We start from the raw sequence: 22,682 nt of genomic DNA on the forward strand, positions 1-22,682 counted from the left end.
TTAATTCTTATGGTTTTATAATGTAAGCCACTTATTTTAGCTCACCTAAATACCTTATAATTATGCTTGTTTTAAAATTTGGAGGTACCTCTGTTGGGTCAATTGATAATATGACCAATGTTAAGAATATCATTAATGATGGCCAACGCAAAGTTGTGGTGCTCTCTGCTATGTCAGGAACCACCAATACCTTGGTTACAATTTCGGAGTGTATTAAGTTTAAGGAACGGGAAAACGCCTTAGATCTCATTTCTGATTTACACACCACTTATAAACATACGGTGCAGAATTTAATTAATGACACCACCTTAAAACTGGAAGTAGAGGCTTATGTCAACACTATTTTCGCAACGTTAAAGGAAGCTGCCATTGCCAACTATTCATCCTTATTAAGCAATAAAATTATTGCACAAGGCGAATTGCTCTCTACGTTTATCTTCAGTCGTTTTTTAAAACAAGAAGGACTAAAAGCGTGCTTACTGCCTGCTTTGGAATTTATGCGGATTGATAAATTTAACGAACCAGATAATTTCTATATCCGTCAAAACTTTAACCGTATTGTTGAAAACCAACCAGACGCAGACATTTACATCACCCAAGGGTTTATATGTTTGGATGCTGATGGCCAAATAGCCAATTTACAACGCGGCGGAAGCGATTATACCGCGACGATTATTGGTGCCGCGCTAAAAGCGAAAGAAGTACAAATCTGGACGGATATTGACGGGTTCCATAATAATGACCCGCGTTTTGTGCCAGATACCCATGCCATTTCCAATCTGTCTTTTGATGAAGCTGCGGAGTTGGCGTATTTTGGAGCCAAAATTTTACACCCTCAAACCGTCACGCCGGTAAAGGAATTGGACATTCCGGTGCGCTTAAAAAACACGATGTCACCTTCTTCCCACGGCACTTTAATTACCAATGCCATTCACGGTGAAGGCATTAAAGCCATTGCCGCAAAAGATGGGATTACCGCCATTAAAATTAAATCGGCCCGAATGCTCTTAGCCCATGGTTTCCTAAAAAAGGTTTTTGAAATTTTTGAGAAGTATGAAACGTCTATTGACATGATTACTACTTCAGAGATTGCGGTATCGCTCACTATAGACGACACCAAACATCGTTCTGACATTGTTGAAGAATTAGAAAAATTTGCGATGGTTGAAGTCGATGAATTTAGAACCATTGTCTGTTTAGTGGGCAACCAAATTGTCTACCATCCTGACACACCAAAGCTGTTTCAGATATTGCAGGATGTGAGTGTGAGAATGATTTCTTATGGCGGTAGCAATAATAACATTTCATTATTGATCAACACCAGTGATAAGATTGAAACCTTAAGAAAGCTCAACCGTTATGTATTTGATTTGGTCCCGGCTTAATAAAAAACCAATCAGGTTATAATTGTATAAAATAAGTGAGGCTCTTTTTCAAGAGCCTCTACTTTTATTTTATGAATTCATGATCTCTTCAATCTCCTCAGCTTCAATAGGAATATTCCCCATCAAGTTAAAAGGCTCGCCTTTCTTTTGGATCACCAAATCATCTTCCAATCGGATGCCAAAGCCTTCTTCAGGAATATAAATTCCGGGTTCTACCGTAAACACCATGTTTTCCTGCATTGGTTCCGTTAAAATACCGTAATCATGCGTATCTAAACCAATATTATGGCTAGTACCATGCATAAAGTATTTTTTATATGCTGGCCAGTCTTTATCTTCATTTTGAACGTCAGCTTTGTCCAACAATTTTAAACCTAATAATTCTGACGTCATCATATTGCCCACTTCTTTGTGATATTCTGCCCAGTCCGTTCCTGGAACCAATAGTTTAGAAGCGTCTTTTTTAACGCGATTAACCGCATTGTAAACTTCCTTCTGACGTTTTGAAAATCTGCCGCCAACAGGAATGGTACGCGTCATATCACTTGAGTAATTGCCATATTCTGCTCCAACATCCAACAAGATCAAATCACCATCTTTACATTGTTGATTATTGACTACATAATGCAACACATTGGCATTATTACCTGAAGCAATAATTGGCGTATAGGCAAAACCTTTGGAGCGGTTACGCAAAAATTCGTGCATTAGTTCTGCTTCAATCTCATATTCCCAAACTCCTGGTTTAACAAAATCGAGAAGTCTTCTAAAGCCCTTTTCTGTAATGTTACAGGCTTTTTGCATCACATCAATCTCAATGGGATCTTTTACAGAACGCAAACGCTGTAAAATTGGGTTACTCTTCGCCACAGAATGCGCAGGATACTTCTCCTTTAACCATTTTGTGTAACGATCTTCACGGGTTTCGGTTTCTACATTGGCGCGGTAATGCTCATTAGTATTGATATAAACCGTATCACATTGGGTCATCAATTCAAACATGATTTTCTCCATATCTTTCAACCAATACACCGTTTTAATTCCTGAAGTTTCAAATGCAGCTTCTTTGGTCAGTTTTTCGCCTTCCCAAACAGCAATATGGTCATTGGTCTCTTTTAAGAATAAAATTTCGCGATGATTTTCTTTTGGACAATCCGGGAAAAGCACTAAAATACTTTCTTCCTGATCCACGCCACTCAAATAAAAAATATCACGGTGTTGCTGAAACGGCATCGTACTATCAGCACTAATAGGGTAAATATCATTGGAGTTAAAAACAGCTAAACTGCTCGGCTTCATTTGAGCCATAAAGTTTTTTCTGTTTTTTATAAAAAGTTTGCTGTCTATTTGATCGTATTTCATAATGTGTAGTTTTTTCAAAATTACAGTTTTCGGGTTGCTTAAAAAAATCTTCTGAGGCTTTGTGAAACTTTTAACCTCAAATTTGTAGCTATACACTTATTGGACGGATTTTTAAAAAAACCCTGTTTACCTAAAATTCTGAATTATTATATAAAACCAATCCACCTTCTTCTAATTAAAATCATTCCAAATAAGTATAAATAAATCAATTTTTTGGCTTTCAAACGATTGAAGTGTATCTTTGTCTAACATTAAACTAACCTTCAAAAGATGAGCGGAATTTTAAATTCTTCAATTGGAAGAAAGTTTGCCATGGCGCTTTCGGCATTCTTCCTCATGATTTTCTTAGTACAACATTTTGCAATTAATATCCTATCGGTCTTCAGTGCAGACACATTTAATGAGGCGTCTCATTTTATGGGAACCTTTTGGGTAGTGCAATATATTTTCCAACCCATTTTAATTTTGGGCGTCATTTTTCACTTTGTGATGGGGATGATCTTGGAAATAAGAAATAGAAACGCACGAAAAATTGCCTATGTCAAAAATAACGGCAACGCCAATTCTACTTGGATGAGCCGTAACATGATTTGGACAGGTGGGGTGATTTTGTTGTTCCTCGGACTTCATTTTTACGATTTCTGGTTACCGGAGATCAACACCAAATTCATTGAAGGCGACATGTCCGGAATGATCAATGGCGAATACCGCTATTACGAAGAATTGCAGCACAAGTTTGTAGATGTATGGCGCGTGGCGCTTTATTGCCTTGCCTTTGTGTTTTTAGCATTGCACTTATTACACGGGTTCAGTTCCGCATTTCAGTCGGTTGGAGCCAACAATAAATATACAAGAGGATTAAGAGGGTTTGGTAAAGCTTATGCAATCATTATCCCATTAGGATTTATTTTTATCGCACTTTATCATCATTTTAATTACTAAAAAACATCTAATATGGCTTTAGATTCTAAAATACCTGAAGGCCCACTGGCGGACAAGTGGACCAATTATAAAAATCATATTGATCTTGTCAATCCAGCTAACAAACGTAACATTGATGTTATTGTGGTTGGTACTGGATTGGCTGGAGGTTCTGCCGCTGCAACTTTGGCTGAATTAGGTTATAACGTAAAAGCGTTTTGTTTCCAAGATTCTCCACGTCGTGCCCACTCTATTGCGGCACAAGGCGGTATCAATGCTGCCAAAAACTATCAAGGTGATGGGGATTCTACATACCGTTTATTTTATGACACTGTAAAAGGTGGCGATTACCGTTCTCGTGAAGCTAACGTGTATCGTTTGGCTGAAGTCTCTGCAAACATTATTGACCAATGTGTGGCTCAAGGGGTTCCTTTTGCACGTGAATACGGTGGACTATTAGATAACCGTTCGTTTGGAGGGGTTCTTGTATCAAGAACATTTTATGCTGCAGGACAAACAGGACAACAATTATTATTAGGTGCTTATTCTGCCATGAACCGTCAAATTGGTCGTGGTAAAATCCAGATGTACAACCGTCACGAAATGTTAGACGTTGTTGTAGTTGGAGGAAAAGCGAGAGGTATTATCGCAAGAAACTTAGTCACTGGAGAGATTGAGCGTCATTCTGCCCATGCTGTAGTATTAGGAACTGGCGGTTACGGAAACGTGTTCTTCTTGTCAACCAACGCAATGGGAAGTAATGTTACTGCTGCTTGGAAAGCACACAAACGTGGTGCCTTTTTTGCCAACCCATGTTACACACAAATTCACCCAACTTGTATTCCTGTTTCTGGAGACCATCAATCAAAACTGACTTTGATGTCTGAATCACTCCGTAATGACGGACGTATTTGGGTACCAAAAAACATGGATGATGTATTGGCTATTAGAGAAGGAAAATTAAAAGCGACTGCGATTCCTGAAGAAAATAGAGATTATTATTTAGAGCGTCGTTACCCAGCATTCGGGAACTTAGTACCTCGTGATGTCGCCTCCCGTGCCGCAAAAGAACGTTGCGATGCAGGTTATGGTGTTAATAAAACCGGTGAAGCTGTTTATTTGGATTTTGCTTCTGCCATTCAACGTTACGGAAAGGAACGTGCTCATGTTAGAGGTTTAAATGAAGATGATGCCGTTTTAGTAAAAAGATTAGGACAGGAAGTTATCAGAGAGAAATATGGTAACCTATTCCAGATGTACGAAAAAATCGTAGATCAAAACCCGTATGAAATGCCAATGATGATTTATCCTGCGGTGCATTATACCATGGGTGGACTTTGGGTAGATTACAACTTGATGACCAACGTCCCAGGATTGTATTGTATTGGAGAAGCCAACTTTTCTGACCATGGTGCTAACCGTCTTGGTGCTTCGGCATTGATGCAAGGTTTGGCAGATGGCTATTTTGTATTGCCATATACTATTGGTGATTATCTATCAAAGGATATTCGTACAGGAAAAATCCCTACCAATTCACCAGAATTTGATCAAGCAGAGAAAAACGTTAAAGACAGTTTGGATCACTTAATCACTAATAAAGGAACACATTCTGTTGACCATTTCCATAAACGACTGGGAAAAATCATGTGGAACAAATGTGGAATGGCTCGTAATGCACAAGGTTTACAAGAAGCTATTGTAGAAATTGCTGAGCTTCGTAAGGAATTTTGGAAAGATGTTAGAGTGCCGGGAACCCAAAACGAATTCAATGAAGAATTGGCAAAAGCAATGCGTGTAGCAGATTACTTAGAATTGGGCGAATTGTTTGCTAAGGATGCTTTACAACGAGAAGAATCTGCTGGTGGACACTTTAGAGAAGAATACCAAACTGAAGAAGGAGAAGCCTTAAGACGTCCAGAATTTCAATATGTTGCGGCATGGGAATTTCAAGGAGAACCTAAAGATGCTATCCTTCATAAGGAAGAATTGGAGTACGAGAATATTGAAGTGAAAGAGAGAAGTTATAAATAAATTATTGAGAGAGTGAGTTATTAAGGCCATAACATGGATAATTATAGATCTTTTGAAGAACTTGCCTGCTGGAAAGAAGCGCGAAGTTTAAGACTATTTGTAAGTAACGCAATCATCTCAAAATTACCAAGTTCTGAAAAGTACGTATTAATTGATCAGATAAGGCGATCATCTCGTTCAGTTGGAAACAATATTGCTGAAGGTTATGGCAGATTTCATTATCAAGAAAACATACAATTTTGCAGAATTGCAAGAGGTTCATTATTTGAAACTTTAGACCATGGCATTGTGGCTTTCGATGAAAATTACATTTCCACAGATACTTTAAACGATTTACGAACAATTCACAATAAAACACTTTTGATACTTAATGGCTACATTAAATATCTTAAGACACAAAAAGAAAAATAGACTATTGAATTTTGAGTTACCGAATAACACAATTTATCAATTACTTAATAACTTAATATTGAAGGCATGAAGCTTACATTAAAAATATGGCGTCAAAAAAACGCTGACACCAAAGGAAAGCTAGTAGATTACCAAATTGATGGTATTGAAGGTGATATGTCTTTCCTAGAAATGTTGGATGTTTTGAATGAACAACTCATTAATAAAGGCGAAGAACCAGTAGCATTTGACCACGATTGTCGTGAAGGTATTTGTGGTACTTGCTCATTATACATTAATGGAGAAGCTCATGGGCCTGACCGTTTGATCACAACCTGTCAATTGCATATGCGTATGTTTAATGACGGAGACACCATCCATATTGAACCATTTAGAGCAACTGCTTTTCCTGTCATTAAAGATTTAGTTGTAGACCGTACTTCTTTTGACCGTATTCAGCATGCGGGTGGTTTTATTTCTGTGAACACTTCTGGGAATACCATTGATGCCAATGCTATTCCGGTGAATAAACACGATGCGGACACGGCGTTCGAATCTGCTACCTGTATTGGTTGTGGTGCCTGTGTTGCGAGTTGTGTAAATTCTTCCGCCATGTTATTTGTCGGTGCTAAGGTGTCTCAGTTCGCGTTATTGCCACAAGGAAAAATTGAAGCTACTGAACGTGTTTTAAACATGGTGAAGCAAATGGACGAAGAAGGTTTTGGTAACTGTACCAATACTGGGGCTTGTGAAGTTGAATGCCCTAAAGGCATCTCCCTTGAAAATATTGCCCGACTAAATCGCGAATATTTAGCGGCAAGCTTAAAAGGATAATCTTATAGTCAACTTCCCCCTTAGGAAGTCATTAATTTCAATTAAAATCCCAATGCTTTATTGGGATTTTTTGTTTCTTTATATTTTAAACCCCATCCTTTATGAAGCACCAATTGTGGCTTACACTTTTTGCAGTTCTTAGTCTTACTATCGGGTCTTGCGCACAGAAACTCGATCAAAAAATCGCGATTCAGGTCCCCTATCTTTTTAATGCGGACAGTATATTAGTTCACATCAAAACCTTATCATCTGATGCTTTTGAAGGCCGACGTACAGGTACCTCTGGCGCCGAAAAAGCCAAGAATTACATCATTGAGAAATATACACACTTAAATGTACTTCCCTTTGTGCCAGACTATCAGCAGCCTTTTTCATTTACGGCTCGGGGCAAAACTTATAATGGGGTGAATGTCTTAGGGCTCATCAAAGGCTCTCAACATCCCGAAAACTATATTGTTATCAGTGCGCATTATGACCACGAAGGCATAAAAAACAATCAAATTTATAATGGCGCTGATGACAACGCTTCGGGTGTTGCCGCATTATTTGCAGTTGCTGAGTATTTCGAAACCCATCCGCCAGAGCACTCCGTCATCTTGGCCGCTTTTGATGCCGAAGAATTGGGTCTTGCGGGGTCGCACCATTTTGTTGCAAATTCAATCGTACCCTTACAACATATTAAACTCAATATTAATATGGACATGATTGGTCGTAATGACAACAATGAACTTTATGCAGTGGGAACAGCGTTTAATGACACCTTAAAAACAGTCATTTCCAATTTTAAAAATCCTAAAGAGTTGACACTTTTGATGGGTCATGACGGTAAAGACGGATTACAAAATTGGACGATGTCTTCAGACCACGCCCCGTTTCATAAAAAAAACATTCCCTTTTTATACTTCGGAGTAGAAGACCATAAGGACTATCACGAGCCTACTGATGATTTTGAAAATATGCATCCAGAATTTTACATTATGGCCGTTAATACCATCATTTCAATTTTCGCTACATTAGACGCGATGCACTTTTAGACTTAACTTTTTTATTTATGGATCATCCAAATACCTATTACCAGCAACACTCAGAACGCTTTCAGGCTGAAGCGAATGCTTTACATAAAAAGATGACCGTTTTAAGCACACTCCGTATTTTGGTGTTTATACTTACGGGAGTTGGTGTTTATTTGACCTTTTATAATTGGCAAATTGCTGCAGGAATCGCGGTTGTGGGCATCCTGGTATTTGTATTCCTATTATCGAGGTATACAGACCTTAAAGCACAAAGAGCGCTCAAAAAATCCTTAACAGAAATCAATCAAACAGAGCTGGACATTAGTTCTGGCAATTTTCATGCAAGAGACCAAGGGGTAATATTTCAAGATCCTTTACATTTTTACAGTCTGGACATCGATTTGTTTGGACGGGGTTCATTCTTTCAATTTATCAATAGAACGGTTATTGAGGAAGGCACACAGGAACTAGCTGCTGCGTTAAAAGCCAATACGGTTGACGGCATTGAACAACGTCAGGAAGCCATAAAAGAACTCGCTTCAAAACCTAAATGGCGCCAATTATATTCCGCTACCGCAAGTTTGATAAAAGTAGAAACTTCTGCACATGTCATCATCACTTGGCTAAAAGATCATACGATCTTTTTACCAAAAGCGATGAAATGGATTCCGATGGCGTTCTTTGGAGGCACCGTCATCTTATTCGCATTATTCTTTTTAAAACTACTCAGTATTGACTTTTTAGGCTATTGGCTTTTAATAGGATTAGCGATTACTGGAATTTATGTGAAAAAAGTTAATGACTTGGCGTTTCATACAGGAAAAGTGAAGGACACTTTTAAACAATACGCCTTGCTCCTCAAGCAAATTGAAAACGAAACCTTTACCTCTGAATTGCTCATAGCCAAGCAAAAACAAATTCAATCAGAATCAGAACAGGCCTCACTTATTTTCAATAAGTTTTCAAAAGCTTTAGACGCGCTCGATAATAGAAGCAATTTTATTTCTGCGCTTTTTGGAAACGGTTATTTTTTAACCGATTTAAAAAACAGTTACAAGGTAGAGCAATGGCTAGCTGCTTATAAAAACAAAGTAGAAGATTGGTTTGAGGTGGTGTCCTTTTTTGACGCTTACAATAGTTTGGGCAATTATGCATTTAACCATCCACAGTACGTTTTTCCAACCATTACCACTGACAAATACGTTATCAATGCGATCAATTTAGGTCACCCCTTACTAAAAACGGAGAAGCGGGTGGATAATGACTTAAGTATTGAAAATGAACAATTTTTTATTGTCACAGGTGCTAATATGGCTGGTAAGAGCACATTCTTGAGAACGGTCTCCCTTCATATTGTGATGGCTAATGTTGGTCTGCCGGTTTGTGCCACGTCGAGCAGCTACAACCCCGTAAAACTAATTACAAGCATGCGTACCAGCGACTCGTTAACTGATGATAGCTCTTACTTCTTTTCAGAATTGAAACGCTTAAAATTCATTGTAGACGCTATACAGCAAGAACCGTATTTTATCATCTTGGATGAAATACTGAAAGGCACCAACAGTACAGACAAAGCTATTGGCTCCCGCAAGTTTGTAGAAAAGCTTGTAGCATCAAATGCCACGGGAATCATTGCGACACACGATTTAAGCTTATGCGAAATAGAGAAGGAACTGGAAGACGTTAAAAACTATTATTTTGATGCTGAAATCATTGATGATGAATTGCATTTTGATTACACATTTAAAACAGGCGTGTGCAAGAATATGAATGCAAGTTTCTTGTTGAAGAAGATGCAGATTGTATAAATCAAAAAGCCCTCACAGGTTTTGGAAACCTGTGAGGGCTGATCTATAACTAAAAAACCCTTTCTGATAACTAACAGAAAGGGTTTTTTGATGTATAAAAGAATTTATGAAAATTAAACCTCAAACGGTTCAATTGACACATAAGACTTGTTGTCTTTTTTCTTTGTAAATTTGACTAGACCATCAACTTGTGCATGTAAAGTGTGATCTTTTCCACCATACACATTCTCACCTGGGTGATGTGTATAGCCTCTTTGTCTTACGATGATATTTCCAGCAATAGCAGCTTGTCCACCAAAAATCTTAACACCTAAGCGTTTTGATTCTGATTCTCTACCGTTTTTAGAACTACCAACTCCTTTTTTATGAGCCATTGTCTTAAGGTTTTAATTGTTTACTTTATTATTTTTTGTCTTTCAACAAAGCTTTTGCTTGTTTTACCCACTCATCAGATTCGATTTTATCACGGGTGATGCCATCAATAGCTGAAAGTTCTTCTCTATCAGCAGCTTTCAATTTGCTGATTTGCTCAAACGTATAGATCCCTAATTCATTAAGATTCTCTTCGTAAACAGGACCAATTCCGTTGATCAATTTCAAATCATCAGCATCTCCTTTTAGAGCAGTTCCGATACTATGAAGCACTTTGTCAATGTTGATTTTAATCTGTGCATCTTCAGCTCTGTTCTCAGCACGAGAAACCAAATTTTCACTGACCTCAACTTCTTTTTTAGCTGTTTTTTTAGGTTCTACTTTTTTAGCTTCTTTAACTGGAGCAGCTTTTTCAGCTTTTGCTGGTTTTGCTTTTACAGTTTTCTCAGCTTTAGTAGCTCCTGAAGCAAGAATGCTTTCAATAACGATTTCAGTAAGAGATTGACGGTGTCCGTTTTTTACACGGTAACCTTTACGTCTTTTCTTTTTGAAAACGATAACTTTATCACCTTTAAGGTGACTTAAGACTTTTGCTCCTACTTGAGCTCCGTCTATAGCTGGGGCGCCTAAAGTAATATTGTCACCATCACCAATCAGAAGAACATTATCGAAAGACACGGTCTTTCCTTCTTCTGTTGCTAAACGGTGAACAAACACTTTCTGGTCTTTTTCAACTTTGAATTGTTGCCCTGCTATCTCTACAATTGCGTACATAGCGTTACGTTTAAATTAGTTAATTTTTGTTATAAAATGGGTGCAAATATACACCTAAATAATTAATCTACAAACGTTTTATGGCCGGAGAGTTGATTATTTTGAATAAAAGCGGAAAAATCAGAATCATACGTTTTCCAAAAACAAATAAATTCAAATAAAACAACACTTAACGAATAAAAAAAAGCCCTAAACTTACCGTCTTCCAGACAGATTCATAGAGCAGCCTTTTATTTAAAACTACGATTTTATTCGTCCAATAGAACCGTTTTTAGTGGGTGTTAATTCATAAATATGAGACGGAACCAATGATTTTTCTATCGTATGGGACACATATATGACGGTTATCTCGGTCCTTTCAATTAAAGTATTTAGCAATTGCGCCACCAAATTGGTGTTTTCTTGGTCAAGCCCTTCAAAAGGTTCATCCAAAATCAATAAAGGTGGCTGTTTAATTAATGCTCTAATTATCAATACTAATCTTTGTTGACCTAAGGGCAATCTGTTGAAATAGACATTTTTTAAATGCCTTATATTAATGACTTCCAACCATTGAATTGCTTTTTCCTGTTGCAACCCACTAGGTTTTACATACAAGCCAACGGAATCGAAAAAGCCAGATAAAACCATTTGTTCTACTGTATGATTTTTCTTAAACAATTCGGCTAAATGGGTAGAGAAATGACCAATTTTCTTTTTGAGGTTCCAAATACTTTCGCCACTTCCTTTTTTTTTGTCAAAAATCGTGATGTTTTGACCGTAGGCCTTTGGGTTTTCACCATTAATTAAAGATAATATTGTACTTTTTCCTGAGCCATTAGGCCCTATTAATTGCCAAAACTCACCGTGCTTAACTTCCCATGTAATATCTGTTATAATGGGCTGATCATCATAATCTATGCGAACCTGATCAAATTTTATGATTTTTTCATAAACCTTATTATAGGATAATAATGAACTAGGAAATATAGGTGCTACGTTACTTTGTTGAGTTTGGAAGGGGTTAGGGATGTCAAAAATGTCGAAGGAATTATCATATACATATCCTTTTCTATTTATAAATGGCAGTAAATTTTCTTCGCGATTTGCCAATTGAATTATTGAAATAGAATTTGATAATTCAACAAGTTGATTTGATAGATCGATCCGTGATTGCTGATCCAAATGATCAAAGGGATTGTCTAAAATAATATAGTCTGGTGTTTGGGCTAAACAATATTCTAACAACACTTTTCGGCGTTCACCCGAAGAAAAGGTATGCAATTGTCTGTTTTCAGATTTTGAAATTTCAATACTATCGTATCGGTGCTCCTTTTCGATAAATTGAGCAATTGTCAAATCAGAAAACAATACACCTTTGCAGTCATTAAAAACACTTAAGCCTCCGTTAGATTTACCGGATAGAATCGTGTTTATAAAAACTATTTTATTGACAGTATTGGATAATAACATTCCAAAATGCACAACGCTTTGGTTCAAGGATTTGGGATTGACTTGCAAATAAATGGAAATTATCTTCTATTACTTCAATTTCGGACTATTATCAATTAAATCTTCCTGCTGGCCAACATGTTGACTTTTCTTAAAAATTTGCATAAACATGAGGGTCAACACAGCTGTTGAGGCCAATCCTTCCATCAAGATAATAAGTATTAACAAACCTGCTCCCTGACCAGTATCATCAAACCAGCCCCTTAAAACAGTTTCTGGAAATTCAGGATCCAAATGGAACATATATACCGCCATAAATACAACAAATATTCCTGTGGCTATAAAGCCTGTGAGCAATCCTGTCTTAAAACCATCGACATATGAAAATTCTGAATTGAATTTAAACTTGTAATACTTAATGGAGAAATAGATGCCCGCTGCCATAAAAAGACCATTAGCCAAGCGCAACCATATATTGTTATGTAAATTAAACAACTTTAAGATTAAGAAGTACGCAATTAAACTACCAGCAATAAATAATCCATATTTTAAAGCTACTGACAAAGATCTGTTCATGGATGTTCGATATTTAGGCTTATGAATCTTAAAATTCGTAAAAATTTATTTATAAACACAATTTTTAAGACTTATTTTATAGCTTAAGTGCTTAAATACTACAATCATTTCATATTTTTGAGTTTAAGTGTAACAACTGTTAGTTAAATGCTACTTACAGTATATGATAATTAATATTAAAAAGAAAACAATGAAAAAATGTTTATTCTCTTTGGCCTCTTTGCTGCTTCTTGGCACATTTGCCAATGCGCAACAGGTCGAATTTGAGGAGTTTGATTTAGATAACGGTTTGCACGTCATTCTTCATCAGGACAATTCAGCTCCCGTGGTAATTACCTCAGTCATGTATGATGTTGGTGGAAAGGATTTTGAGCCTAACCGTACAGGTTTTGCCCATTTCTTTGAGCACCTTTTATTTGAAGGCACTCAAAATATTGCCCGAGGTGAATGGTTTAACGTTGTTTCTTCAAACGGAGGGACCAACAACGCCAATACCTCTTTAGATAGAACCTATTATTACGAAGTGTTCCCATCAAACAATCTAGAATTGGGTTTATGGATGGAGTCTGAGCGTTTAATGCACCCTATCATCAATCAAATTGGTGTAGACACCCAAAATGAAGTGGTTAAGGAAGAGAAACGATTGCGTTATGACAATGCGCCATACGGTGGATTCTTAGGGGCGGTTGGAGAAAACTTATTTAAAGTGCATCCGTACAAAGAAAAAAACATTGGTGAAATGGAAGACTTGGATGCCGCTACTTTAGAGGAATTCCAAGCGTATTTCAAGAAATATTATGTCCCAAACAACGCTGTTTTGGTAGTTGCTGGTGATATTGACAAGACCAAAACCAAGAAAATGGTAAAGGATTACTTTGGTGAGATCCCAAGAGGTGCTGACGTGGTTAGAAATTTCTCTAAAGAAACCCCTATCACTGAAACCATTAAGGCCACAGCTTACGACAACAATATTCAAATTCCTGCAGTTATTGCGGCTTACCGTACGCCAGGCTTTAAGGATCGTGAGTCGTATATTTTAGACATGGTGTCCAGTTATTTGAGTGGTGGAAAAAGCTCAGTGCTTTACAAAAAATTGGTTGACGATAAAAAGATGGCCCTTCAAGCACAAGCTATCAACATTGGGCAAATGGACTACAGTGTATTTGCCATTTTAGCGTTGCCTTTAGGTGATGTTACCCTAGACGCTTTATTGCGTGAAATGGATGAGGAGATCGCAACACTTCAAAACGAATTGATTTCAGAAAGAGATTACCAAAAACTGAAAAACCAATTCGAAAACCGTTACGTCAACTCCAATTCTAGCGTAGAAGGTATTGCTGAAAATTTAGCCACTAACTATTTATTAAAAGGTGATGTTAACCTTATTAATAGCGAAATTGAAATCTACCGCTCTATTACCAGAGAAGAGATTAGAGACGTTGCTAAAAAGTACCTAAGTCCTAACCAACGTTTAGAACTAGACTATCTTCCAAAAAAAGATGACCAATAATTAAAACTTAAACAAACATTGAATCATATGAAAACTTATATATCAGCGTTCTTAATGGTGTTTTTTATGGCTTTTTCTGTACATGCACAAATTGACCGTTCAAAACAACCGCAACCTGGACCTGCTCCAAAAATCGATTTAAAGTCGCCTCAAGAATTTACCCTTAAAAACGGTATGAAGGTGATGGTTGTAGAAAACCACAAATTACCTAGAGTCTCTTTTAGCTTAACCATTGACAACAAACCAGAAACTGAAGGCGCTAAAGCTGGAGTTTCTAGTTTAGTTGGTAGCATGTTGGGCAATGGAACAACATCTATCTCAAAAGAAAAATTCAACGAAGAAATTGATTTCTTAGGTGCCAGATTGAGCTTTAGTTCTTCAGGAGCGTACGCAAGTGCACTCTCTCAATACTCTGATCGTATTTTAGAACTCATGGCAGATGCTGCTATGCATCCATTATTGGTTAAAGAAGAGTTTAATAAAGAAAAAGAAAGACTTATTGAAGGCTTAAAATCTCAAGAAAAAAGTGTTGATGCTGTTGCAGGACGTGTAGGAAGAGCATTGTCTTATGGGGTTAACCATCCCTACGGAGAATTTATCACTACGGAATCTGTTAATAATGTCACTTTTGAAGATATTAGCGCATTCTACGAAGAAAACTTCAACCCAAACAATGCGTATTTAGTAGTTGTGGGCGATGTAAACTTTAAGGAAATCAAGTCGCAAGTTGAAAAACGTTTTGGGAGTTCTACAAAATCTGTAGACGTTAAAGTTAGTGTTCCAGATGCAAGACCAAATGTTCAGTACACACAAATTAATTTTGTAGACATGTCAAATGCAGTTCAGTCGAACATTTCATTATCTAACAATGTCGATTTGAAAATGAACCATCCTGATTATCACGCGGTGTTAATCGCCAATAAAATCTTGGGTGGTGGCTTTGGGAGCTACCTTAACATGAATTTACGTGAAAAGCACGCCTATACCTATGGCGCGCGTTCTGGGGTGGATGCTGACAAGTATGTAGGGCGTTTTACTGCAAGTACTGCGGTAAGAAATATGGTTACTGACAGTGCGGTGGTTCAAACCTTAAAGGAAATTAATCGTATCAAATCAGAACCTGTAAGTGCAGAAGACCTTAGAAATGCAAAAGCAAAGTATGTAGGAGACTTTGTATTGGCTTTAGAAAGTCCACAAACGGTGGCTAGATATGCATTGAACATTAAATTAAACAATTTGCCTAAAGACTTCTACGAAACGTTTTTGCAAAAAATCAATGCTGTAACTGCTGAAGATGTAAACCGTGTTGCAAACACGTATTTTAAACCAGAAAACGCACGTATCGTTATTGTAGGTAAAGGTGCTGATGTATTAGAGAACCTTGAAAAAACAGGTATTCCAATCTTGTATTTTGACACCTATGCAAACCCAGTTGACAAACCAAAATTCACAAAACCAATCCCTGATGGCGTGACTACAACCACCGTAATGGATGCTTATTTTAAAGCCGTTGGTGGAAAAGAAAAAGCAAAAGCGGTGAAGTCTGTATGGACTACCGCAAATGTAACCATTGAAGGGGCTCCGTTTTCTCCAATGGGAGAAATGAAAGCGATGACACCAAACAAAACCTCTATGGAAATGACTATAGAAGGTATGGGTCTCATCATGAAACAAAAATTTAATGGCACCACTGGATACATTGAGCAACAAGGTGCCAAAAAAGACTTGACTGAAGATCAAATTAAAGAGCAAAAAGCGACGCATGCCATCTTCCCAGAATTGTATTTTGAGCCAAGCAATTTAGCGTTAGAAAGTGTTATCAGTATTGATGGCAGTGATGCTTACAAGATTAAAGTGTCTGAAAATGGAAAAGATTCATTCCGTTATTATGATGCAGAAACGGGTTACTTAGTAAGAGTCGAAAAAACGTCTGAATTACAAGGTCAAACATTTACTACTGTAGAAAATTACGGTAACTACTCGCCTGTAAAAGAAATGATGTATCCGTACAGCATATCTGTAACTACAGGGCCACAAGTAGTTAAAATGAATGTCACCAATCATAGAGTTAATGAAGGTGTTACTGAAGCAGATTTCAACTAATACCATATAACCTTATTTATTTAAAGCCTGAAGACATATACTTCAGGCTTTCTTATTGTTTATGCTATGAGGAAGATTCACAGCCTCTACTGCCTACCTTGAAAGAATTGAATCCTATTTAGCAAAATTGAAACGAGACTTTTCTAGGTTAAAATGTTGAATTTTGGCACACTAAAGATCATAATTCCTTAATTTTGATCTTTCTAAGCTTTTTATACAACAACCCCTATAAAATTCAAGATATCTATCACTATGAAAACACTTAAAGCATTTGTATTGCTATCTGCACTAGCGCTCGTTTCAGTAAGTTGTAAAGACAATGCGCAACCAGAGATCAAGACAGTAGAGATGGAGCAACCAGAGATGGCTTCAAAATTAACGTTGGATCCTAACGCGACCTATGCAAAGGCAGAGTTTGGTATTGAAGGGATGACTTGCGTGATGGGTTGTGCAAAAACCATTGAAAAGAAAATTGCCAAAATGGAAGGCGTAAAATCTGCTACGGTCGATTTTGACAGACGTTTGGCTATGGTAGAATATGATAACGCCAAGGTTACCCCAAATGCGCTTGAAGAGGCTGTGGTATCGGTTTCAGACACCTACAGCGTGAATAGCATGAAAACAGTGGATGCCTTTTCTTCTGAACAACATACTTGTGATGCAGAATGCATGGCGAATTGTCCTCATAAAAAGATGTGAGATTAAGCCCGCGACAAGATGTCCTGTGATGCAGATTGTAAAAAAGTCTGTTGTCCTAAGAAAGAGAAATATGACTTTTCTATATATAACTTAAAAACCACCGTACAACACAGTGGTTTTTTTATGAACTTACCTTAAAGCATAACCTTTAGGCGCCCACCAAGGGTGGATTTCAATTTCTAGACTTCCCGCTTTTACCAAGGGGTCCGCATTGGCCAAACTATCTGCTAGTTTTATCGTTGGAACGTTATAGATCGTTATCCCCATGATTTCACCCACATCCCCAAACGGACCAGAAATATCAGCATAGCCCATATCGTACATCTTTTTCAAATGTTCTAGATGCAATTTTTGCAACCGTTTATATTCTTCTTCATTTTGTATTTTAGTTGAGCCACTCTTCAAAAAAGCAATAAAATATTGCTGCATAATAATCGTGTCCTTGGTTTTCTCATCGATCACATCAAAAATCTCAAAGCCTTTATCGAGCAAATCTTTTCTGAGCTGTGTTTTAGTTTTGGGTTCTGAAACTACAGAATCTAAACGTTCTGAGCTGATGGTCACATCATCTTTATCTATTTTTCGGTATTTTTCGCTACAAGATGTTAACACAAACAATACCCCTAGTATATAAACTATTGTTTTCATACGCTTCTTTTTATCGATTTATATTAATCCCAATTTTTAAATGGATGCTTTACCAATTGAGAATTGAAATATTTTAACTGTCCCGTCACTTCTTCTCCCAGCCAATTTGGTTTATGAAAGTTTTCAGCCACTTCATTGAGCTCTACTTCAGCCACTACAAGTCCTTCATTAACCCCAAAAAACTCATCCACTTCAAACACATGTTCTCCAGATTGAACTTCATATCTAATTTTGTCAATCATACCTTCTTCGCATAACTGTAAAAGCGCTTCAGCATCAGATTTTGAAATTTCCTTTTCCCATTCAAAACGCGACACGCCGTCGTCTGAAGTTTCTCCTTTGATGGTCAAAAACCCTTGATCGCCTTTTAATCTGACGCGCACCGTTCGGCTTTTATCAGAATTTAAAAACGCTTGTACTATCCGTGTCTTCTTAAATGCCTCCGACTTAAATTGATCAGAAAGGACTAAAAATTTACGTTCTATTTCAATTAATTTGCTCACCTAGTTCCTGAATTTTCTTTGATTTTATACGTACGGCATCATGGTCATTATTCGCTAACCACACCATACATCTTGCAATGGTTTCTGGAGCAATAGGCTGGTAACGCTTTAAATCTCCAAAGCGGAATATGGGCTTGATAAAATTCATTATAATTTTAAATATATGTTCGCCTAACCTAAATTCCTCCCGCTCTCCGGTAATTAAAGAGGGTTGAAGAATATAAGTTTTGGGGATTTGTAAATCTAAAACCGCTGCTTCCATGAGGCCTTTGGTCCTGTTATAAAACACCTTACTGTTCTTTTTGGCACCCAGAGCAGAGATGACCACAAAGGTATCAATGCCATTCTCCTTACATAATTTTGCCGCAGCTACAGGAATGCCGTAGTCTATTTTGACGTAGGTATCCTTATCAGATGTTTTGGCTTTGGTGGTCCCAATACAGCAATACACTTCATCAGACTTAAATTTATTGGCATAGTGTTCGAGTTGAAAAAGGTCAATGATATATTCCTCTAATTTAGGATGTTTTAGTTCAACACTATTCCTTCCAAAAACCGTCACGTGACCATACCGTTCATCATCCAGGAGCATTTTTAATAACATGTTTCCTGTGAGTCCTGTTGCACCCAAAACAATCGCTGTTTTTGCCATCTTTTATAATTTCTGTTCCGCTTAGATGTTATAAATTTACGGCATGCCAAACGATTTACCAATAAGAAAGATCATTCATGTAGATATGGACGCATTTTACGCTTCTGTAGAGCAAATGGACCATCCTGAACTTAAAGGGAAAGCCTTGGCTGTTGGTGGGAGCGAGAAACGCGGAGTTGTGGCAGCGGCGAGTTATGAAGCGCGGAAATTTGGGGTGCGTAGTGCTATGAGTGGTGTGCAAGCCAAACGCAACTGTCCGGAATTGATCTTTGTAAAACCACGGTTTGACCGTTATAAAGACATCTCCAAACAAGTCAGAGCCATTTTCTACGAGTATACAGATTTGGTGGAACCGCTTTCTTTGGATGAAGCGTATTTGGATGTGACGGTGAATAAAACCGGGAATCCCAGTGCCTCTTTGATTGCTCAAGAAATTAGGGTACGGATTTTAGAAGAAGTTGGTATCACCGCTTCTGCAGGGATATCGGTCAATAAATTTGTAGCTAAGATTGCCAGCGACTACAACAAACCTAACGGACAAAAAACGGTTAATCCGGAAGACGTTTTAGAATTTCTGGAGGTTTTGGACATTCGGAAATTCCACGGTGTAGGCAAAGTCACGGCAGATAAAATGTACCAATTGGGAATTTTTACGGGACGCGATTTAAAGTCCAAAACTTTAGACTATCTCGAAGATCATTTTGGAAAATCTGGAAGTTACTATTACAATCTTGTAAGAGGGATTCACAATAGCGAAGTTAAACCCAACCGCATCCGAAAATCGTTGGCTGCTGAGCGCACCTTCAACGAAAACTTATCCAGTGAAATTTTTATGCTCCAACGGTTGGATACCATTGCCACCGAAGTAGCCAAACGTTTGGAGCAAAGTAAAGTGGCCGGTAAAACCATCACACTAAAAATAAAATATAGCGATTTCACCCTGCAAACCAGAAGTAAAACCTTACCCTATTTTATAAGTAATAAAGACATCATTCTTGACACCGCCAAAGATTTATTATATCAGGAAAAGATGAGCAATTCAGTAAGATTACTGGGAATTTCATTGTCCAATTTGAATACTGAGGACAGTACTTCTAAAGCAACTGAACTTAAAGAAAAAAGTGTCAGTGTACAGCTGAAGTTTGGGTTTTAGTGTCTTTTCTATTTCAAATATGCTACTCTAATATGCACTCACACTTATCTCAGCCTTATATTCAGAAGCCTCGATTGTACCATCGGCAATTGGATATGGTGTAATGTTAAGCAGCCTGATTGATAGACCATCTATAACCGTATCATTTTGAAACCCATTATTAGTATGCAAACTAAAGCTTTTGCTCACTTTATTTTTATTTAAGGTAAAAGCCGCCGTAGCATCGCCTTCCCAAACGCATTGTAGCCCTTTGGCACATCTGGAATCATTAAAAACAGAGTCTAGGCAAATACGGACCTCGTTTTCTAACGCAGTCACACAATCGTTTACTTTTAAAGTAATTGAACTTTGGGTAGAAAGGTCATTTTTGCCGCAACCCAAACAGCATAGAATGAGAAACGGAATCAGAAACTTTTGAATCATAAGGAGACGGTTTAACTAATAGATGCGATTACTGTTCAATGGTTGCGCTCAGATCATATCATATCAAATCTCCTTTTAAAACGATAAACCCCAAAGTCTTAGTGACTTTGAGGTTTTATATTGTAATATCAAATTCTTATTGCTGTTTAAAAACTACAACTCGTAATTTCTGTAACTCTTAAGGTATTGACCATTCCTTTTTCTTGGATTGGCATCGCGGCCAAACTAACGAGCATGTCTCCCGCCTCAAGATATCCTTTCTGACAGGCAATTGCATTTACATCTTCAATAGTTTCATCAGTACTGACAAATTTATCGTAGAAAAACGCTTTTACACCCCATAATAGATTGAGTTGGGTTAAAATACGTTTGTTAGACGTGAATACTAAAATATGAGAACTTGGTCTCCATGCTGAAATTTGAAATGCCGTATACCCACTATTGGTTAAGGTAGAGATAGCTTTGGCATTGATTTCATTGGCCATATTGGCCGCATGGTAACAAATTGATTTGGTAATATAACGTTTTGTACGAATATGTGGGGGCGATTGTGGCACCTTAATCAACGGAGAATCTTCCACACTTTTAATGATATTACTCATTTGTCTGATTACTTGCACAGGGTATTGCCCAACTGAAGTTTCTCCAGAAAGCATTACCGCATCAGCACCATCCATTACGGAGTTGGCAACGTCATTCACTTCCGCTCGTGTTGGTGTCAAACTAGAAATCATGGTTTCCATCATTTGCGTAGCGATAATTACAGGAATTCTTGCGCGCTTAGCGCGTAATACCAATTGCTTTTGAATTAATGGAACTTCCTCTGCAGGAATTTCCACACCCAAATCGCCACGTGCCACCATCAATCCGTCACAGTAGGCCACAATTTTATCAATATTTTCAACAGCTTCGGGCTTTTCAATTTTTGCTATGATTGGAATTTTATGATCGCTATGTTCTTCAATCAATTCTTTCAGTTGCATTAAGTCTTCTGCGTGACGTACAAAAGATAAGGCCATCCAATCCACTTTCATCTTAATGGCAAAAATGGCATCTTCAATGTCCTTTTCTGTCAATGCGGGCTGTGAGATATTGGTGTTTGGCAGGTTGACGCCTTTTTTGGATTTTAAAGGTCCGCCTTGAATAACGCGGGCTTTAACTTCTGATTTTTTATCTGTAGATACCACTTCAAAAATTAACTTTCCATCATCAAGTAAGATGCGCTCCCCTGGTTTGGCATCCTGTGGAAATCGATCATAGGTCATGTAGACACGTTCTTTTGTGCCCTCAAATTTCTTTCCAGTTGCAAAGATGATTTCATCTCCTGCATTTACCACAACTTCACCCTTCATGACCCCAACGCGTAATTTCGGACCTTGCAAATCACCTAGGATGGCTGCATTATACCCAAATTCATCATTAAGTTCACGGATCATTTGGATGCGTTCTTCCACATCAGCATAATCAGCATGTGAAAAGTTGATTCTAAACACATCTACCCCTTCATCAAGCATTGCTTTTAATACGGCTTTAGTACTTGTTGCTGGCCCTAAAGTGGCTACTATTTTAGTTTTTTTACGTTTCTGCATTAATCAAAAAATTAAGTTGTCTTTAGACTTTAGTTGGTCTATGTCTATGGTATAAGTTGTTATGACTTGCGGTATAGCTTGTATTTTTTCTAAGATATCCTTTTCATCTAGGTACCGGTCTTCATTGGTGATCTTAATTAAAAAATCCACATTTTTAAGTTCTGGTAAAAAATGATAGGTTTTTAAGACTTTCTCACTGGTTGAAAATAAGGAACCCGAGCTTTGTAAACTGTCTTCTTCCTTTTTGCAAACGTTTGCTACCATGTGCCAGGTTGTAAATAGCTTTTCATCAAACCATTCATAAATTGGATAGGTTGCGGCAAAATACTTATAGTCTAAATCTTGAGGCTGACGTGTTAAATTCAGATTCAAATATTTATTGAGAAGATAGGCTAGTCTGTAATCTTCCAACCTACAATGTACGGCTAAAAGCGAGTAGGAAGCGTCATAGAAATCATCTACAAGTAGTTTGTGTAACGCCATAGTAATAACAACATGAACTGTA

The 22,682-nt window shown here is 37.5% G+C and carries 22 protein-coding genes; 11 read left to right on the forward strand and 11 right to left on the reverse strand.

Annotated elements, in window-relative coordinates:
- The first annotated feature begins 62 nt into the window (after window positions 1-62).
- Window positions 63-1,385: an aspartate kinase gene (locus tag JEM65_RS02205; protein ID WP_199596920.1), complete on the forward strand. Its 1,323-nt coding sequence runs from the start codon at window positions 63-65 to the stop codon at window positions 1,383-1,385.
- A 69-nt stretch (window positions 1,386-1,454) separates the two neighbouring features.
- On the opposite strand, the gene JEM65_RS02210 is transcribed toward JEM65_RS02205, so the two are convergent.
- Window positions 1,455-2,747 (reverse strand): aminopeptidase P family protein, encoded by a 1,293-nt coding sequence (locus JEM65_RS02210; protein ID WP_199596921.1) that lies wholly within the window; start codon window positions 2,745-2,747, stop codon window positions 1,455-1,457.
- Window positions 2,748-3,017: 270 nt separating this feature from the next.
- Between JEM65_RS02210 and JEM65_RS02215 the strand changes: the two genes are divergently transcribed.
- The 6 genes from JEM65_RS02215 (at window position 3,018) to JEM65_RS02240 (ending at window position 9,744) form a co-directional block, all read left to right on the forward strand.
- Window positions 3,018-3,689 (forward strand): succinate dehydrogenase cytochrome b subunit, encoded by a 672-nt coding sequence (locus JEM65_RS02215; protein ID WP_199596922.1) that lies wholly within the window; start codon window positions 3,018-3,020, stop codon window positions 3,687-3,689.
- Between the two features lie 12 nt (window positions 3,690-3,701).
- The gene (locus JEM65_RS02220) at window positions 3,702-5,699 is read left to right on the forward strand and encodes a fumarate reductase/succinate dehydrogenase flavoprotein subunit (RefSeq protein WP_199596923.1); all 1,998 of its coding nucleotides are present in this window, start codon (window positions 3,702-3,704) and stop codon (window positions 5,697-5,699) included.
- A 33-nt stretch (window positions 5,700-5,732) separates the two neighbouring features.
- Entirely contained in the window at window positions 5,733-6,110 is a 378-nt protein-coding gene (locus JEM65_RS02225; protein ID WP_199596924.1) for a four helix bundle protein, read from the forward strand.
- A gap of 66 nt (window positions 6,111-6,176) precedes the next feature.
- Window positions 6,177-6,923 (forward strand): succinate dehydrogenase/fumarate reductase iron-sulfur subunit, encoded by a 747-nt coding sequence (locus tag JEM65_RS02230; protein WP_199596925.1) that lies wholly within the window; start codon window positions 6,177-6,179, stop codon window positions 6,921-6,923.
- Window positions 6,924-7,024: 101 nt separating this feature from the next.
- On the forward strand, window positions 7,025-7,957 hold the full coding sequence (locus tag JEM65_RS02235; RefSeq protein ID WP_199596926.1) for a M28 family peptidase: 933 nt from the start codon (window positions 7,025-7,027) through the stop codon (window positions 7,955-7,957).
- A 17-nt stretch (window positions 7,958-7,974) separates the two neighbouring features.
- Window positions 7,975-9,744: a MutS-related protein gene (locus JEM65_RS02240; protein WP_199596927.1), complete on the forward strand. Its 1,770-nt coding sequence runs from the start codon at window positions 7,975-7,977 to the stop codon at window positions 9,742-9,744.
- A gap of 113 nt (window positions 9,745-9,857) precedes the next feature.
- On the opposite strand, the gene rpmA is transcribed toward JEM65_RS02240, so the two are convergent.
- The 4 genes from rpmA to JEM65_RS02260 form a co-directional block, all read right to left on the reverse strand.
- Window positions 9,858-10,118, reverse strand: a complete 261-nt coding sequence (gene rpmA / locus JEM65_RS02245) for a 50S ribosomal protein L27 (protein ID WP_199596928.1) — start codon at window positions 10,116-10,118, stop codon at window positions 9,858-9,860.
- 28 nt (window positions 10,119-10,146) lie between these two features.
- A complete protein-coding gene (gene rplU / locus JEM65_RS02250) occupies window positions 10,147-10,890 on the reverse strand; it encodes a 50S ribosomal protein L21 (protein WP_199596929.1) in 744 nt (247 codons plus the stop codon).
- 240 nt (window positions 10,891-11,130) lie between these two features.
- Window positions 11,131-12,369 carry an ATP-binding cassette domain-containing protein gene (locus tag JEM65_RS02255; protein WP_233530490.1) on the reverse strand — a complete coding sequence of 413 codons (1,239 nt, stop codon included), beginning with the start codon at window positions 12,367-12,369 and terminating at the stop codon, window positions 11,131-11,133.
- Between the two features lie 42 nt (window positions 12,370-12,411).
- Window positions 12,412-12,897, reverse strand: coding sequence for a DUF4199 domain-containing protein (locus JEM65_RS02260; RefSeq protein WP_199596930.1), 486 nt, complete (start codon window positions 12,895-12,897; stop codon window positions 12,412-12,414).
- Window positions 12,898-13,087: 190 nt separating this feature from the next.
- On the opposite strand from JEM65_RS02260, the gene JEM65_RS02265 reads away from it, so the two are divergent.
- The 3 genes from JEM65_RS02265 (at window position 13,088) to JEM65_RS02275 (ending at window position 17,209) form a co-directional block, all read left to right on the forward strand.
- A complete protein-coding gene (locus tag JEM65_RS02265; protein WP_199596931.1) occupies window positions 13,088-14,407 on the forward strand; it encodes a M16 family metallopeptidase in 1,320 nt (439 codons plus the stop codon).
- A 27-nt stretch (window positions 14,408-14,434) separates the two neighbouring features.
- Entirely contained in the window at window positions 14,435-16,510 is a 2,076-nt protein-coding gene (locus JEM65_RS02270; protein ID WP_199596932.1) for a M16 family metallopeptidase, read from the forward strand.
- 252 nt (window positions 16,511-16,762) lie between these two features.
- A complete protein-coding gene (locus tag JEM65_RS02275) occupies window positions 16,763-17,209 on the forward strand; it encodes a heavy-metal-associated domain-containing protein (protein ID WP_233530491.1) in 447 nt (148 codons plus the stop codon).
- Between the two features lie 129 nt (window positions 17,210-17,338).
- Here the strand turns inward: JEM65_RS02275 and JEM65_RS02280 are convergent, their stop codons facing one another.
- From JEM65_RS02280 to JEM65_RS02290, 3 genes are read right to left on the reverse strand one after another with little or no spacing between them, the layout of a single operon-like run.
- Window positions 17,339-17,857, reverse strand: coding sequence for a YciI family protein (locus tag JEM65_RS02280; protein ID WP_199596933.1), 519 nt, complete (start codon window positions 17,855-17,857; stop codon window positions 17,339-17,341).
- A 23-nt stretch (window positions 17,858-17,880) separates the two neighbouring features.
- Window positions 17,881-18,360 carry a CYTH domain-containing protein gene (locus JEM65_RS02285; protein ID WP_199596934.1) on the reverse strand — a complete coding sequence of 160 codons (480 nt, stop codon included), beginning with the start codon at window positions 18,358-18,360 and terminating at the stop codon, window positions 17,881-17,883.
- Window positions 18,344-19,012, reverse strand: coding sequence for an NAD(P)H-binding protein (locus JEM65_RS02290; protein ID WP_199596935.1), 669 nt, complete (start codon window positions 19,010-19,012; stop codon window positions 18,344-18,346). Before JEM65_RS02290 ends, JEM65_RS02285 begins: the two co-directional genes overlap by 17 nt.
- Window positions 19,013-19,055: 43 nt before the next feature.
- Here JEM65_RS02290 and dinB point away from each other — a divergent pair, with 43 nt between their 5' ends.
- Window positions 19,056-20,165 carry a DNA polymerase IV gene (dinB, locus tag JEM65_RS02295; RefSeq protein WP_199596936.1) on the forward strand — a complete coding sequence of 370 codons (1,110 nt, stop codon included), beginning with the start codon at window positions 19,056-19,058 and terminating at the stop codon, window positions 20,163-20,165.
- Between the two features lie 27 nt (window positions 20,166-20,192).
- On the opposite strand, the gene JEM65_RS02300 is transcribed toward dinB, so the two are convergent.
- The 3 genes from JEM65_RS02300 to JEM65_RS02310 form a co-directional block, all read right to left on the reverse strand.
- Window positions 20,193-20,588: a hypothetical protein gene (locus JEM65_RS02300; protein WP_199596937.1), complete on the reverse strand. Its 396-nt coding sequence runs from the start codon at window positions 20,586-20,588 to the stop codon at window positions 20,193-20,195.
- Between the two features lie 146 nt (window positions 20,589-20,734).
- The gene (gene pyk / locus JEM65_RS02305; RefSeq protein WP_199596938.1) at window positions 20,735-22,177 is read right to left on the reverse strand and encodes a pyruvate kinase; all 1,443 of its coding nucleotides are present in this window, start codon (window positions 22,175-22,177) and stop codon (window positions 20,735-20,737) included.
- Window positions 22,178-22,180: 3 nt separating this feature from the next.
- Entirely contained in the window at window positions 22,181-22,660 is a 480-nt protein-coding gene (locus tag JEM65_RS02310; RefSeq protein ID WP_199596939.1) for an IPExxxVDY family protein, read from the reverse strand.
- Window positions 22,661-22,682 lie beyond the last annotated feature (22 nt).

This window comes from Gelidibacter salicanalis (assembly GCF_016469035.1).
GTDB lineage: Bacteria > Bacteroidota > Bacteroidia > Flavobacteriales > Flavobacteriaceae > Gelidibacter > Gelidibacter salicanalis_A.